Genomic DNA, 13,775 nt, shown 5'->3' with positions numbered 1-13,775 from the left:
TTTCTATTAGGTAAATCCGACATTACAATACGCTGACAGTATGCTTACGTTTTTGAAAGGAAAGTGCCTCTCAGCAAGAAAACGCATACAGGGGAAAGCAATAAACCCATATATAAGAATGGATAATAGGAAATACATAAAGTATATATTTCAGTGATGCCCTGAGGAATTGAATTCCTGTCCGGAATTTTCGATTTCAGTGTGGATCAGAAGGGATAGGAGCGTAGTCGCTAATAATATGGATGATTATCCATATAATATTCAGCAAGGAATGCACGAAAATGCGTCAATATAGCAGCGAGGGACGGATTATGTCCGTCCCTGCCAAAACACACGTACAATTATGGGAGGAGATTGTCACTGTTTTTCAGGACGTGCGACAACAAAGTACAGTTTGCCGAGGCGTTTGAATTCCACGATGTGCAGTCCAGCTTCGCGGAGTATGCTTTTTACGCCACGGGCGGAAAAGAAATACACCGGGCAGCCGCGCATGGACAATCGGATCTTTCGAATCGGTGCCCGCCAGGTGTTCACCCTGGGGAAGGTCGCAACGACGTCCGATTTCGTTCTCAGCGCCATTTCACGCAAGGTGGGAACGGGATCTTTGATATAGTCAAAGAGTCCGATACCGATGCTGACGTCATATTGCCGTTCCTTTTCGAGATCCTGTACCTCGCCGCGGATAAAGCTCGTGTTTTCCAGCTTCTCTTCTTCAGCGCGCTGCGTGCAGGCTTCCACCATGCGCTCTGCGATATCAATGCCGCAGACATGCTGCGCACCGCGCCGCGCGAGTTCTAGCGCATACACTCCGGTACCACAACCTACATCGAGGATGCTTCTTCCCTCCAGTGGTTCGCACGCCGCGAGTGTACTGTTGAGCCGGTCATACATGTCTTTCCGGAACACGCTGTCGAGCATCGATGAAAACGTGGATTTCCGATGTGTATAGATTGCGTCGAATGCTTCGCGCTCCCTGTTCCAGTAATCGCGTTGCGTGTCAATCTCGTTCATTGCAGGCATGGCTGTTCCTTGAGTGGAGTAAAGCGGAATTCCTCGAGCAGCAATTGAAGGCGCTGCTCGGTTTTATCGAGGTTGTGATAGTGGCGGTATGCTTTCGAGAAGGGAAGCGTGACGCGCGGCTGGTCACTGTCGATTTCCCAGGGGTGCAGATAAAGATTCAGCGGTCTGCCGTCTTTCCGCACCTGACGAAGCAGTGACCTGATCATGGAAAACGGGAGAAGACGCATGTACGCACCGCCAGCACAGGGAATGCGCAGGGACACGCGTTCGGCTACCGTCAGCGGCAGTTCCATCAGTGTGTCGCCGATTTTCCAGCAGGACAGCGGCGCATCGGGGATGCCATACGTCGGATGTCCCTTCACCGGGAATACCGAGGAGCTGTAATGGATACCGTAGCGCTCGAGAATCGGGATTGCCCAGAGCGTCTCCGTAACCAGGGTGAAGGATGGAGCACGATATCCGATGACAGGCTGCGAATGCTGACGGACGTGGAGGTTCAAGGCACTTTCAAGATCCCGTTCGAACTCATCGGCCGTCATCGTGGTCAGCGGACGATGGTCGTATCCGTGCGTCGCCACCTCGTGTCCGCGAGAGAGTATCTCCGAGGCAAGGTCCGGATGACGTTCCATCACCCATCCGAGGAGGAAAAAAGTCGCCCGGTTCTCCGTCTTCTCCATCATATCGAGCAGACGCATCACGGATGCTTCGACACGGCTTTCACAGCGCGGCCAGTCCCTCCGAAGCAGTGGGGGAGACAGGTTGTGGGCACAGAACCATTCTTCCACATCAATGCCCAGGGCGCCATCGCTGTGATCAGCGGGCGGAATACTGTCAGCAGCACCGTTTTCGTGTGACTGATCGGTATCGAATTGGGAAACACTGTCGCTCATTTACTCACCTTTTCCCAGCATGCACTCCATACAATCTTCCTGCTGCGTATGCACACACGTTGCATTTGCGGACAATGTACGTAAAAAATCTCTTCTGATGCCATGACAGCACGGGAGGAGATTTGTTCCCCTGCCAGTTCGATATGAACGCTTTTGCTGCGCTCCGTTGTTGTACAGGCAGAGAGGAATAAACAGTCGAAAGGACAGCACATGGCAAGCACAACCGTAAAAAATATATTTCCATTGGGATTCATGTGGGAGACGGGTGATCCGTTTCTCTTCTGTGTACATCACAGGGATGCGTATCCGCATGGAAACAGTGAACTGGGGCCGGCCGCATCGCTCGCGGGACGAAATATCGGACAGGATTTTCAGGTAAAGGACGGCTGGCGCATGTACCATGGGAGTACCGTCCCGGGATTCCCCGCGCATCCGCATCGCGGCTTCGAAACCGTCACACTTGTGCAGAAGGGATTCGTCGATCATGCGGATTCGAGTGGTGCCGCGGGACGTTACGGAAACGGGGATGTGCAGTGGATGACTGCGGGCAAAGGATTGCAGCATGCGGAGATGTTCCCTCTGCTCAGGGAAGATGAAGACAATCCGCTGGAGCTTTTCCAGATCTGGCTGAATCTGCCGAAATCCGGGAAATATGTGGAGCCGCACTTCCGCATGCTCTGGTCCGAGCAGATTCCCATAGAAAAGTTTGTGGACGACGGTGGAAGAAACACCGAGGTGAAAGTGGTGGCAGGATCCCTGCGCGATGTGAGTGCCCCGGCCCCGGCTCCTGATTCCTGGGCGGCCAACGGCGAGAACGAAGTCGCCATCTGGCTGCTGCGCATGGACGCCGGGGCGAAGTGGACGCTGCCGGCTGCTTCCGCGGGATTGAGCCGGCGCCTCTATGCTTTTGAAGGCAGCGGTGTGAAGCTCGACGACGGAGACCTCCCTGATTATCACGGTGCGGAGCTGCAGTCTGACCGGCCCGTTGAACTCACGTGCGGAGAACTGCCGGCGCGATTGCTGCTGCTGCAGGGACGCCCCATCAACGAGCCGGTGGTGCAGTACGGTCCCTTCGTCATGAATACAAAGGCGGAAATCCAGGAGGCGTTCGAAGACTATCAGCGTTCGCAATTTGGCGGATGGCCCTGGGATCGCCCTGATCCTGTGCATGAGAAGTCAAAGGGACGTTTTGCCCTGCACAGTGACGGCAGGGAAGTCACGCCCTCGACCTGATCGCGCAGACGCGAATCTGAATTAAAGCAGACTGCGATTGAGTCCGCCATCGACCTGTATCGTAGCGCCGGTGATATAGGAAGCACGCGCCGAAGCGAGGAATACGGCGAGATGTGCGATTTCCTCAGGCCTGCCTATGCGTCCCATAGGTACCATGGACGTGACGTTGTCGCGAATGTCTTCGACGGTGGTCCCAGCCTTCTCGGCGCGGTCGGTGAAAAGCTGCGTCTGTCGTCCCGTGCGTATGTAGCCCGGTGCAATATTGTTTACTGTGACCCCGTGCCTGGAGATTTCATCCGACAGCGTTTTGGCCATGCCGGTGACTCCCGCGCGAAAGGTATTGGAGAGCAGCAGGCGCTGCACGGGCTGCTTGACGGAAATGGAAGTGATATTGATCACGCGTCCCCATTCCTGCTCGATCATGCCGTCGATCATCCCGCGTATGAGACGCACGGTGCTCATGAGCGTACGATTGTATCCGGCCAGCCACTGTTCCTCGGTCATCGAGCGAAAATCTCCGGGATTTGGTCCGCCGTTATTCGTGACGAGTATGTCGCAGCCCCCGTAGACGTCCTTCATCGCCGCAACGGCTTGCGCAATGGCATCTGCGTCATCGAGATCCGCGACGGCGTAAGCGACCTGCGCCCCGCCGGTGCTGAGCTCCTTCGCAAGTGCCGCGAGTTTATCCTCGCTTCGTGCACAGAGCATGACCTTGCAGCCCTCGGCTGCGAGTCCCGCAGCAACAGCCTTTCCGATGCCGTCGCTCGAGCCGGCGACGAACGCGCGTTTCCCTTTCAGTTCGAGATTCATATATGCCTCGCTTCTTCGTAAACCATACGTTACGTATTTTTGTTGGGTTGGAGAGAGGCAAACTACGGTATTTCACCGGGCGGACAAAATTGCCGTCCACCTCACAGAGAGTTACACATGGCCATACTGCCAATTTATCCTTACGATGCCCGCGTTCTTCGCGAGGAAACGCGTCTCATCGAGAAGCCATCGCCTGAATTGACACAGCTGATTATCGACATGTTCGCCACGATGGATCAGGCAAACGGTGTCGGACTGGCGGCAAACCAGGTCGGAAAGGGGGAATCGCTTTTTGTCATCAACCTTCGTCCCATGGAGGGCTATGAAGACACGCAGCCCCTGGTGATGATCAATCCGGAAATCACCGAATTTTACGGTGAGGATGTCAGTTTCGAAGAGGGTTGTCTGAGCGTCCCCAATGTGCGCGAAGAAGTCTTTCGACCCGAAAAGCTGCATATCCGATTCAGGGATGCCAATTTTGAACCGCAGGAGCTGGAGGCGGATGAATTTCTCGCCCGTGTCATCCAGCATGAATATGACCATCTGCAGGGGATTTTCTTTACGGACTACCTCAAGGGATTACGGAAGCGGCTCGTCATGCCCGTCCTCAAGAAAATCCGTCGTGGCGAAAGCGAGGCGGATTATCCCATGGCAACGCAGGTCGAACTCGCAGACTGATTTTTCACACAACCGGAGTGCAACATGCGGCTTATTTTCATGGGCACGCCTGATTTCGCTGTGCCCTCGCTCCGCCTCCTGCACGAGGCGGGACATGATATCGCCGCCGTGGTGACAGCAGCAGATAAAAAGCGCGGCCGCGGCCAGCAACTATCTCCCACACCTGTCAAAGAATATGCAGAAGAGCATGGGCTCAGGGTGATTCAGCCCATGGGGCTCAATGACCCCGGGTTTTCAAATGCGCTGCGCATGCTCGATGCAGACTGTTTCGTCATCGTCGCATTTCGCATACTTCCCGAATCGGTGTTCAGCATTCCACCGCGCGGCAGCTTCAACCTGCATGCGTCGCTGCTGCCGAAATATCGCGGCGCCGCACCCATCAACTGGGCACTCATCAACGGGGAGCACGAGAGCGGTGTCACAACATTTTTCCTCAAACCGAAGGTGGATACCGGCAATATCATTCTGCAGGAGCGTGTCGAACTGCATGAAAACATGACAGCCGGACAACTGCATGACGTCCTCGCCGACCTCGGTGCCGGTGCGGTGCTGCGAACCGTCGAACAGATCGAGACCGGAACGGTTACTGAACAGGCACAGGATGACAGCGCCGCGACTCCCGCACCGAAGATTTTCCGGGATACCTGTCAGGTAGACTGGAGCGGAGATGCGCATCGGGTCCACAATTTCATCCGCGGTCTCAGTCCCTATCCCGCTGCATGGACGATGCTGGATGGGAAACAGCTGAAACTGCTGGTCTCCCGCGTTCACGAAGAAAGCAGCACCGGCACCCCCGGCTCACTATCTCACACGGAGGGGGTTCTGCGCGTGCAATGCGGCACAGGCAGCATCCTCCTTCACGAGATTAAACCCGAAGGACGCAAGAGTATGACTGTTCAGGAATACCTGCGGGGACACCGGGTGGAGGAAGGCAGCAAGCTGCGCTAGCCATTCCCGACGAGCGCAGCGAGGAGGGAGGAGACGCGCTGGCTGGCGCCGGGTGAACCCATCTTTTCACGTACGCCGCGGAGTTCCTGCCGTGTCTTTTCGTATTGCTCGCTGTCGTTGAAATAGTGCAGCGTGTAGTAGGCGATGTATTCCGCGTTGGCGCTGGACTGCAGGAGTTCAGGCACGATGCGTTTTCCCGCGAGGATGTTGGCCATACCGATGTCTTTGACATTGACCAGGTGTCTGCCGATCTGGTAGTTCAGCGTTGAGGCTTTGTAGACGATGACCATGGGCGTTTCGTAGTAGGCCGTTTCCACTGTTGCCGTGCCCGAGGCGACAATAGCGGCATACGAGTGCTGCATGAGCGCATGCGTGGCATCGCGCAGCAGGCGAAAATCGGGATACGCATCCATCCATTGCATGTACATCTCATCCGGCTGACGTGCTGCTCCGACCGCCACCGCACATCCCGTTTTCTGCTGAATGCGATCGGCTGCGTCAAGCATTTCCGGGAGCAGACGCTGGATTTCCTGTTTGCGCGAGCCAGGGAGGAGGGCCAGCAGGGGTTTGTCCTTCGGAAGGTCCCATTCTTCGAGAAAGCTGTCACGGTCCGTATGTTCGAGAATTTCGAGCAGCGGGTGTCCCACGAACGTGGTTGGAATCCCTTCATCCCTGAAAATCTGTTCCTCGAAAGGGAAGACGACGGCCAGGTGGTCGACCAACGCTTTCATTTTCCGCGCCCTGTTTTTTCCCCATGCCCAGACCTGCGGACTGATGTAATAGAGGACCTTTCCCTGCATCTCCTTGATCTTTTCCGCCAGCCGCAGATTGAAACCGGGGTAGTCGATCAGCACGGCGGCGTCCGCCTTCCGCTCGGCATACGCCTCCTGGCAGGTGCGGAACATCTCTTTCAGAAACGGATAGTGCTTGAGCACTTCCACAAAACCCATAATTGCCGTGTCACGGATGTGATACAGCAATTCCATGCCTTCCTCCTGCATGTGATCACCGCCGATACCGAAGAATACGGCGTCAGGATGTTCCGAACGGAACTCCCGGATGAGGCGTGCCCCGTACAGATCGCCGGACGCCTCCCCGGCGACCAGCATGATAACAGGTGCCCTGGGGCTCATGACTCCTCTGAAATGATTGTGCCGCTGAAGCCTGTCAGCGAACGATGTATATAATGATCAACACTAATGTCGCAATAGAGAATGCCTGCAGCGTACGTGTTTCCGACTGCCAGCCTGCTTTCCAGTCAATATCCACCGGATGCCATGAGCGATACGGTGTCAGACGGAAGAGAAAGCGCGGCACCTTTTTACAGTAGTCCTCATATTCCTGTCCGAATTTTTCACGAAGGAAATCTTCTTCTTCCTTGACGATCATCGTGTACTGGAAAAGGAACCATACAAGTGCCGCGATTTGCAGCCATGGCCACAGGGCCAGTGACATGATGCCGATGCCGAGATAAATCAGGATGTTGCCCACGTAAAGGGGATTTCGCACGAAGGCGAAAGGTCCCGACGTGACAAGCTTGCTTGCACCGACTTCACCCGTGACCCGGGTTTCGCTGCCGACATAAAACACGCCCCAGGCACGGAGAAATTCCCCGAGTGCGGAGACGACAAAACCGATGAGCAGACTGCTCAGCGTCGGCTGTGCGAACACCAGCATCACAACCAGGAAGGGCAGGGGAGTATAACTTCGATTACGGAACAGGAACTGACGAACGGTCACGGTTTTCCTCTGTTTATCACAAACAACAAAATTACGCCGCACGCCGTCGAAAAACAACCAGGAAGCAGTCGGCATGGGCCATCCTGCTATGATTCCACGCGCGATTTCAATATCTTACATGGATTCATGAATGTGGGACCTTCAGTGCCCGCATCCTTATTACAGTACCGGATTTACCCTGCATGCTGACGAAATACGGCCTTGATGTTGCGATCCCCATTTTGATCATTTCGCTTGCCGTGGTGATCATCGGGTTTTTCGTATCCAATCTCCCGTTGCGCATTGTGCTCATTGCGGTCGGCGCCGCGGTGTTTCTTTTCACGCTGAATTTTTTCCGCGATCCTGACCGCAGTACCCCCGTCGTTGCGGGTGGCATCATCTCTCCCGCAGACGGCAAGATCGTGAACATTTCAGAAGTGGAAGAATCGGAATATCTCGGCGGCAGGGCGAAACAGGTCTGCATTTTCATGTCCCCCCTCAACGTTCATGTCAACCGCTGGCCCGTCAACGGAACGGTGGAGTTCTTTCGCTATGTCGAAGGACGTTATGTCATGGCGTTTGAGGACAAATCCAGCGACCTCAACGAGCGCACGCTTATCGGTATAGACGCCGGTGGCTACAAGGTGCTGTTCAAACAGATCGCGGGCTTCGTGGCCCGCCGCATCGTGTGTCCCATCGCCATCGGCGACAGTGCCGTCGCGGGAAAGCGCTTCGGGATGATTAAATTCGGTTCACGTGTCGACGTGCTGATGCCCGTCGATGCGCAGCTGCATGTCAAGATGGATCAGCATGTCGTGGCGGGAGAAACCGTACTCGCCACCGTCCCGCAGTAGCAGCCTGCGGGAAGCCTCCGCTGTTTCTTTTTCGGAAGCAGGCTCGAAACGCGGGCTGACCGATCACTTATCTATACACGGAAACGCCGTTTGAGAATACGTCTCAGCAGGTCTATTGTCCCGAATCTGTTCACCGTCCTGAACATTTTCTTCGGTTTCCTCAGCATTATTTTTGCTGTGCAGGAGCTGTATGTGCAGGCCGCGTGGTACATTATTCTCTCCGCGGGCTGCGATGCGCTGGACGGGTTCATGGCGCGATTGACGCGTTCCGCGAGCGAGTTTGGTGTCGAACTCGATTCCCTCGCTGACGTCGTGAGTTTCGGCGTATCTCCGTCGTTTTTGATTTATTCTCTTGTGCTGCACGAGTACGGGACCTTTGGCATGCTTGTCTCGGCCACACCACTCATTCTCGGCGCATTGCGCCTGGCCCGTTTCAACGTGCAGCTGGTCGGGTTTTCCAAAGATCATTTTACCGGGATGCCGATTCCCCTCGCCGCGCTGACGCTGGTCTCCTTCGTCCTGTATTTCCATCCCGCGGAAGTCATCGCTTCCGAACAGCTGCAGTATGCGCTTATCGCACTCACCGCGGGATGCGGCACGCTGATGATCAGCACCGTGCGCTACCCGGTTATCCCGAAAATCTCGCTTTCCACATTCCGCGCACAGCCGGTGCGCATGGGTATCTTCATCGCCGGCGCCCTGGCCGTCGTGCTTTCGTCCGGCGAACTGCTGTTTCCCGGACTCCTGGCCCTGGGCATCAGCGGTCCGCTCTCCGCGACGGGCAGACAGCTGCGCAAACTCGGCAGGCGCCGGGGAGGAAGCGCGGACAGTGACCGTAAACAGAACGAAGCCGTTTCCGTTGATTCGCAATCATAAAGGATCATCATGTACAAAGCGATTATCACAGTGAAACTCCGGCCGTCCATTCTCGATCCCGAGGGCAAGGCCATTGAACACGCGCTGCAGTCGATGGACTACAGCCAGCTTTCAGGTGTGCGCGTGGGCAAGGAGATTGAACTTCAGGTCGACGCCACATCGCGTGAGGAGGCAGAGCGCACGGTCAATGAGGCGTGCGGCAAGCTGCTCGCCAATCCCGTCATGGAAGATTACACGTTTGAACTGCAGGAGCTGTAAATCATGGCTGATGTGAAATTCGGCGTCGTCGTCTTCCCGGGTTCGAACTGCGATCACGATGCCTATCATGCCGCAAAACATGTGCTCGGTCAGCGGGCGGAATTTCTCTGGCACAAGGAGAGCGACCTCAAGGATGTGGATGTCGTCATCCTCCCGGGTGGCTTTTCCTACGGAGACTATCTCCGCTGCGGTGCCATTTCACGGTTTTCCTCCGTGATGAAGGAAGTGGTGCGGCATGCGGAACGGGGCGGTCACGTGATAGGAATATGCAACGGCTTCCAGATTCTGACCGAATCGGGTCTGCTGCCCGGTGCACTGCTGCGCAACGCCTCGCTCAAGTTCGTATGCAAGACGGTGAATCTTCGCGTGGATAACGCCTCGACGGCGTTCACCTCGCAGTATGCAGGGGGACAGGTACTGCGTATTCCCGTTGCTCATGGGGAAGGAAATTTCTATACTGACAAGGATACACTGCAATCGCTCGAAGATAACGGACAGGTTGTGTTCCGTTATGCGGAGAGTGACGGCAGCATAACGGACGCAGCCAATCCCAATGGCTCGCAGAATAACATCGCGGGTATCATCAACCAGCAGGGCAACGTGCTGGGAATGATGCCGCATCCGGAGCGCGTGGTTGAAGGACTCCTGGGTTCCAGCGATGGACTCGGAGTGTTCGCTTCCCTGGTTGAAACTATCTCGGGCACAGTCCCGGCTCTCTCATAGGAGGTTCTCGTTATGTTCGGTAATATCGGCGGATGGGAAATTCTCATCATCATCTTCATTATCCTCATTTTCTTCGGCGCGAAGAAAATTCCCGATCTGGCACAGGGACTCGGCAAGGGCATCAAGGAGTTCCGCAAAGCCGCAAAGGATATTCAGGACGATATCAGTCTTGAAGAAAAGAAGGAAGAGAAGAAGTAACGGATCGGCAGCATACCCCGCACATCAATTACAATGATGCAGTATGAACATGTCGTACCCCTCATAGAGGCACGGAAGGAATTCTGTGCCTCTCTTGTTGTCGGCGCAATCGAACGCAGCGACCGTCATGCGCAGCTCAATGCCCTGCTGGAGATCCATGCCGATGAGGCAGTCGGGCAGGCACGGGAAAGCGATCGGAGGGTGCGGGAGGGCACATGCCGTCCACTCGAAGGCATCCTGGTCGGGATCAAAGACAATATCTGCATGCGCGGCAAAGCCGCATCGGCTGGCTCCCGCATGCTCACCGACCACATCGCCACATATGACGCCACTGTCGTCAGGCGTCTGCGCAAAGCAGGCGCGGTGCTCATGGCGCGCTGCAATATGGATGAATTCGCCATGGGGTCTTCCGGGGAAACATCGGCCTACGGTCCCACACAACATCCGTTTCTCCCGGGACGCGTGCCGGGCGGCAGCAGCAGCGGAAGCGCAGCGGCGGTCGCGGCCGGACTCCTTCACGCCGCACTCGGGAGCGATACCGGTGGGTCGGTCCGTCAGCCCGCCGCCTACACCGGAACGGTGGGAATGAAACCGACCTGGGGACGCGTCTCGCGCAGCGGACTCATCGCTTTTGCGTCATCCTGCGATCAAATCGGTCCGATAACCTCCTGCGTACGCGACAACGCGCGTCTGCTCGGTGTTCTTGCCGGACACGATCCGGCGGATGCGACCTCGGCCGACCTTCCGGTACCGGATTATCTCGTGGCCACGGAGCGAACTATCGATGGCCTGCGCATCGGCATTCCCACCGAATACATGGCTGAAGATGTACCGGAAGAAATACGCATGCGTCTGCGCTTTGTCGCAGATGCTCTCGAGAGCAAGGGGGCTGAAGTGCAAGAGGTATCTCTGCCGCTTACGCCCTCCGTGTTTCCCGCGTATTTCGTGATTGCAAACGCGGAGGCCTCATCGAACCTTGCCCGCTACGACGGTGTGCGACTGGGAACGGCCTCCCCGAATCCCGCGTCAGCTACGGATTCTCATTCCTCATTCCCGCTCTCGATGCTCATGCAGCGCTATGCGGCAAACCGGGGCGAAGGCTTTGGCCGCGAGGTGCACAGGCGCATCATGCTTGGCGTTACCCTGCTGGCCGGAAGCGAGGAGCACGACTGGCTTGGCAGGGCGCAGCGCATGCGGCGTCGTGTCAGTGAGGAGTTTGCCGGCGTGTTCAGCAACACTGATCTTTTACTGACCCCCGTCACCCCGGGTCCGCCATTCGCCTTCGGAGCGCGACTCGATGACCCCCTCCATATGTACCTGACCGATCTGTTCAATACGGCCGCGAACCTGACAGGTATTCCCGCCATCAGCGTTCCCGCCGGGAATGACGAGGCTGGAAATCCCCTGGCCGTACAGTTTATGGCCCCTGCCTTCGGCGAGGAAAGCCTGTACACAGCCGCAGCCGCAGTCGAACGAATTATGCACAAACTGCATAATCCCGGCGACGAAAATATGCAGAAACTGCATAATTCCGGTGAAAATCTGCAGAATGCGCATACATCGGGTCGTGAAAATATGCAGAAACTGCATATTTCAGGCGCAAGCACAGAGGAATCGGGCGCTGAGGAAGAACGGGAGGGAAGCGCGGATGCCTGAAATGCCGTCCTTCACCTCACAGCTGCCGGAACCGACAGTGCGTATTTTCGCGGATTTCGACGGGACGATCACGCACGATGATGTGGGCGAAGCGCTGTTCCGTCACTTCTGCGGGAACGCGGTGTTCGACCGGATTCGTGGTGAGTGGCTCCGTGGCATCCGTACCGCTCCTGACGCGTACAGCGCGCTGTGTGCGGCCATGCGGGATGTCACTGCGGAACGTTTTGAGACGTTTCTTTCCCGCTTCGCGGTGGATGAGACGTTTCCACGCTTCGCAGCATGGTGCGAGAAGGAGGGGTATCCCCTGCATATTCTCAGTGACGGATCCGATGCCTACATCGAGCCGTTGATGGAGAGGGTGGGACTCGACCTGCCGCTGCTGGCAAATGAACTGCGCATAGAAGGGAACAAGGTGGAGATGCGTTTCCCGCATTTCGACCCGCGTTGCCCGGAAATCGCAAATTGCAAAAGCAACCATGTGGCGCTGCTGGCGCAGGATGAGGATTTGATTATCTATATCGGTGACGGAAGCTCGGACTTCGACGCCGCGATGTACGCAGACCTGGTGTTCGCCCGCGGAGAACTCGAGCAGTTCTGCCAGGAACAGAATGTCACCTTTCGCCGGTTTTACAATTTCACGACAGTGAGAGAGCAGCTCTCACTTATGCTGCATCAGCACAACCTCCGGAAACGTGAGCGGGCAGCGGTCCGCCGCAGGCAGCTCTGGAGCATGGGCTGAAAACCGAACGTGACCTGAAACAAGGATCATACATGTCAGATATGACGGATGCCGCCCTTCGTCCCCCTGAACTTCGTCCCGCGCAGATCGCCAAACACGTGGCGCTGTTCCTCATCACGCTGCTGACAACCAGCATCGCTGGTATGCTCTGGCAGAACCAGATCGACCTGGCCAACCTGTGGGTGGGGATCCCTTACGCGCTGTCCGGACTGTTCATACTGAGCTGCCATGAATTCGGTCACTACTTCGCTGCCCGTCATCACGGTGTGCGTGTGACGCTTCCGTACTACATCCCGCTTCCGCCACTGCCACAGTTCATCAACTTCGGAACCATGGGCGCCGTGATCAGAACACGCTCACCGATACACACCCGGCGCGCATTGTTCGATATCGGCATCGCAGGACCCATCGCCGGTTTCATCGCCAGCATTCTCGTACTTGCGGTCGGATTCATGACGCTCCCGGGACATGAATTCCTGCTCAGCATTCATCCCGACTACGACTTTACCGCCCATGCAGCGGCGGGGACGGGAGACGGATTTACACTCACCTTCGGCAAAACCCTGTTGTACAGTCTCCTGGAGCAGGTGTTCAGCCGTCCCGGTGCCTACGTCCCACCCATGACGGAAATGTATCACTATCCGTTTCTCGTGACCGGATGGTTCGGACTGCTGGTCACGGCGCTGAACATGCTGCCGGCGGGACAGCTCGATGGGGGACATATCACCTATGCGATGTTCGGGAAGCGTCAGCATGTTGTCGGCCGCATCACCGTCGTCACGCTCGCGGTGGTCGGAGGGATAGGCATTTTCCCCGCGCTGATGGAACTCGCAGGCTTCGGGGCGGAGGCCGTGTCGTTCATGGAGATGTTCGGGAATTTCCAGGCCTGGTTCTGGCCAGGCTGGTTGTTCTGGGCGCTGCTCATCCTGTTCGTGGTCAAAGTGAAACATCACGAAATCATTGATCCACAAGAACTTACACCACGTCGACGCATGCTCGGATGGTTCTCGTACGCGATGTTCCTGCTCTGTCTTTCTCCCGCGCCGATATTCATTGCATGAGGCCTGTAATAAGGTCCTGATCTGTAGGGGAAAAATCCATCCGTCCCGGGATTGTAATTGACTTTGGAGAGGTCCCGGTGTATGTTTGTACTGCCTCCTTGATAGTGTGATC

The 13,775-nt window shown here is 56.3% G+C and carries 16 protein-coding genes; 11 read left to right on the top strand and 5 right to left on the bottom strand.

Annotated elements, in window-relative coordinates:
- Positions 1–357: 357 nt before the first annotated feature.
- Together KQI65_17615 and KQI65_17610 are read right to left on the bottom strand one after the other, a co-directional pair.
- A complete protein-coding gene (locus KQI65_17615; GenBank protein ID MCB2206565.1) occupies positions 358–1,020 on the bottom strand; it encodes a methyltransferase domain-containing protein in 663 nt (220 codons plus the stop codon).
- Positions 1,008–1,910 carry a DUF3473 domain-containing protein gene (locus tag KQI65_17610; GenBank protein ID MCB2206564.1) on the bottom strand — a complete coding sequence of 301 codons (903 nt, stop codon included), beginning with the start codon at positions 1,908–1,910 and terminating at the stop codon, positions 1,008–1,010. The genes KQI65_17615 and KQI65_17610 overlap by 13 nt, the downstream gene beginning before the upstream one ends.
- 210 nt (positions 1,911–2,120) lie before the next feature.
- Here KQI65_17610 and KQI65_17605 point away from each other — a divergent pair, with 210 nt between their 5' ends.
- On the top strand, positions 2,121–3,143 hold the full coding sequence (locus KQI65_17605; GenBank protein ID MCB2206563.1) for a pirin family protein: 1,023 nt from the start codon (positions 2,121–2,123) through the stop codon (positions 3,141–3,143).
- A 21-nt stretch (positions 3,144–3,164) separates the two neighbouring features.
- Here KQI65_17605 and KQI65_17600 read toward each other — a convergent pair whose 3' ends face one another.
- Positions 3,165–3,953, bottom strand: coding sequence for an SDR family oxidoreductase (locus KQI65_17600; protein MCB2206562.1), 789 nt, complete (start codon positions 3,951–3,953; stop codon positions 3,165–3,167).
- Between the two features lie 117 nt (positions 3,954–4,070).
- On the opposite strand from KQI65_17600, the gene def reads away from it, so the two are divergent.
- Together def and fmt are read left to right on the top strand one after the other, a co-directional pair.
- Positions 4,071–4,631 carry a peptide deformylase gene (gene def, locus KQI65_17595; GenBank protein MCB2206561.1) on the top strand — a complete coding sequence of 187 codons (561 nt, stop codon included), beginning with the start codon at positions 4,071–4,073 and terminating at the stop codon, positions 4,629–4,631.
- Between the two features lie 39 nt (positions 4,632–4,670).
- Entirely contained in the window at positions 4,671–5,579 is a 909-nt protein-coding gene (fmt, locus tag KQI65_17590; GenBank protein MCB2206560.1) for a methionyl-tRNA formyltransferase, read from the top strand.
- Here fmt and lpxB read toward each other — a convergent pair.
- Positions 5,576–6,712, bottom strand: coding sequence for a lipid-A-disaccharide synthase (gene lpxB, locus KQI65_17585; GenBank protein ID MCB2206559.1), 1,137 nt, complete (start codon positions 6,710–6,712; stop codon positions 5,576–5,578). The genes fmt and lpxB overlap by 4 nt on opposite strands.
- Before the next feature lie 34 nt (positions 6,713–6,746).
- Entirely contained in the window at positions 6,747–7,394 is a 648-nt protein-coding gene (locus KQI65_17580) for an isoprenylcysteine carboxylmethyltransferase family protein (protein MCB2206558.1), read from the bottom strand.
- A 107-nt stretch (positions 7,395–7,501) separates the two neighbouring features.
- Between KQI65_17580 and KQI65_17575 the strand changes: the two genes are divergently transcribed.
- The 8 genes from KQI65_17575 (at position 7,502) to KQI65_17540 (ending at position 13,663) form a co-directional block, all read left to right on the top strand.
- Positions 7,502–8,152 (top strand): phosphatidylserine decarboxylase family protein, encoded by a 651-nt coding sequence (locus KQI65_17575; protein ID MCB2206557.1) that lies wholly within the window; start codon positions 7,502–7,504, stop codon positions 8,150–8,152.
- 90 nt (positions 8,153–8,242) lie between these two features.
- A complete protein-coding gene (gene pssA / locus KQI65_17570) occupies positions 8,243–9,028 on the top strand; it encodes a CDP-diacylglycerol--serine O-phosphatidyltransferase (protein MCB2206556.1) in 786 nt (261 codons plus the stop codon).
- A 9-nt stretch (positions 9,029–9,037) separates the two neighbouring features.
- Positions 9,038–9,286, top strand: coding sequence for a phosphoribosylformylglycinamidine synthase subunit PurS (gene purS, locus KQI65_17565; GenBank protein ID MCB2206555.1), 249 nt, complete (start codon positions 9,038–9,040; stop codon positions 9,284–9,286).
- A gap of 12 nt (positions 9,287–9,298) precedes the next feature.
- Positions 9,299–10,009, top strand: coding sequence for a phosphoribosylformylglycinamidine synthase subunit PurQ (gene purQ / locus KQI65_17560; GenBank protein MCB2206554.1), 711 nt, complete (start codon positions 9,299–9,301; stop codon positions 10,007–10,009).
- A 12-nt stretch (positions 10,010–10,021) separates the two neighbouring features.
- Positions 10,022–10,207: a twin-arginine translocase TatA/TatE family subunit gene (tatA, locus tag KQI65_17555; protein MCB2206553.1), complete on the top strand. Its 186-nt coding sequence runs from the start codon at positions 10,022–10,024 to the stop codon at positions 10,205–10,207.
- Positions 10,208–10,240: 33 nt separating this feature from the next.
- Positions 10,241–11,863 carry an aspartyl/glutamyl-tRNA amidotransferase subunit A gene (locus tag KQI65_17550; GenBank protein MCB2206552.1) on the top strand — a complete coding sequence of 541 codons (1,623 nt, stop codon included), beginning with the start codon at positions 10,241–10,243 and terminating at the stop codon, positions 11,861–11,863.
- Complete coding sequence (locus KQI65_17545; GenBank protein ID MCB2206551.1) at positions 11,856–12,602, top strand: HAD-IB family phosphatase; 747 nt, start codon at positions 11,856–11,858, stop codon at positions 12,600–12,602. The genes KQI65_17550 and KQI65_17545 overlap by 8 nt, the downstream gene beginning before the upstream one ends.
- A gap of 143 nt (positions 12,603–12,745) precedes the next feature.
- A complete protein-coding gene (locus tag KQI65_17540; protein ID MCB2206550.1) occupies positions 12,746–13,663 on the top strand; it encodes a site-2 protease family protein in 918 nt (305 codons plus the stop codon).
- Positions 13,664–13,775 lie beyond the last annotated feature (112 nt).

It is taken from the genome of bacterium (assembly GCA_020444325.1).
GTDB lineage: Bacteria > Bacteroidota > Ignavibacteria > SZUA-365 > SZUA-365 > BM516.
The sequence above is the reverse complement of the archived record's forward strand: the minus strand, read 5'-3'. Positions and strand labels throughout refer to the sequence as shown.

Coding starts and splice junctions, on each gene's coding strand:
- KQI65_17615 (MCB2206565.1), bottom strand. CDS start 1,020: ATGCCTGCAATGAACGAGATTGACACGCAACGCGATTACTGGAACAGG.
- KQI65_17610 (MCB2206564.1), bottom strand. CDS start 1,910: ATGAGCGACAGTGTTTCCCAATTCGATACCGATCAGTCACACGAAAAC.
- KQI65_17605 (MCB2206563.1), top strand. CDS start 2,121: ATGGCAAGCACAACCGTAAAAAATATATTTCCATTGGGATTCATGTGG.
- KQI65_17600 (MCB2206562.1), bottom strand. CDS start 3,953: ATGAATCTCGAACTGAAAGGGAAACGCGCGTTCGTCGCCGGCTCGAGC.
- def (MCB2206561.1), top strand. CDS start 4,071: ATGGCCATACTGCCAATTTATCCTTACGATGCCCGCGTTCTTCGCGAG.
- fmt (MCB2206560.1), top strand. CDS start 4,671: ATGGGCACGCCTGATTTCGCTGTGCCCTCGCTCCGCCTCCTGCACGAG.
- lpxB (MCB2206559.1), bottom strand. CDS start 6,712: ATGAGCCCCAGGGCACCTGTTATCATGCTGGTCGCCGGGGAGGCGTCC.
- KQI65_17580 (MCB2206558.1), bottom strand. CDS start 7,394: ATGCCGACTGCTTCCTGGTTGTTTTTCGACGGCGTGCGGCGTAATTTT.
- KQI65_17575 (MCB2206557.1), top strand. CDS start 7,502: ATGCTGACGAAATACGGCCTTGATGTTGCGATCCCCATTTTGATCATT.
- purS (MCB2206555.1), top strand. CDS start 9,038: ATGTACAAAGCGATTATCACAGTGAAACTCCGGCCGTCCATTCTCGAT.
- tatA (MCB2206553.1), top strand. CDS start 10,022: ATGTTCGGTAATATCGGCGGATGGGAAATTCTCATCATCATCTTCATT.
- KQI65_17550 (MCB2206552.1), top strand. CDS start 10,241: ATGATGCAGTATGAACATGTCGTACCCCTCATAGAGGCACGGAAGGAA.
- KQI65_17545 (MCB2206551.1), top strand. CDS start 11,856: ATGCCTGAAATGCCGTCCTTCACCTCACAGCTGCCGGAACCGACAGTG.
- KQI65_17540 (MCB2206550.1), top strand. CDS start 12,746: ATGCTCTGGCAGAACCAGATCGACCTGGCCAACCTGTGGGTGGGGATC.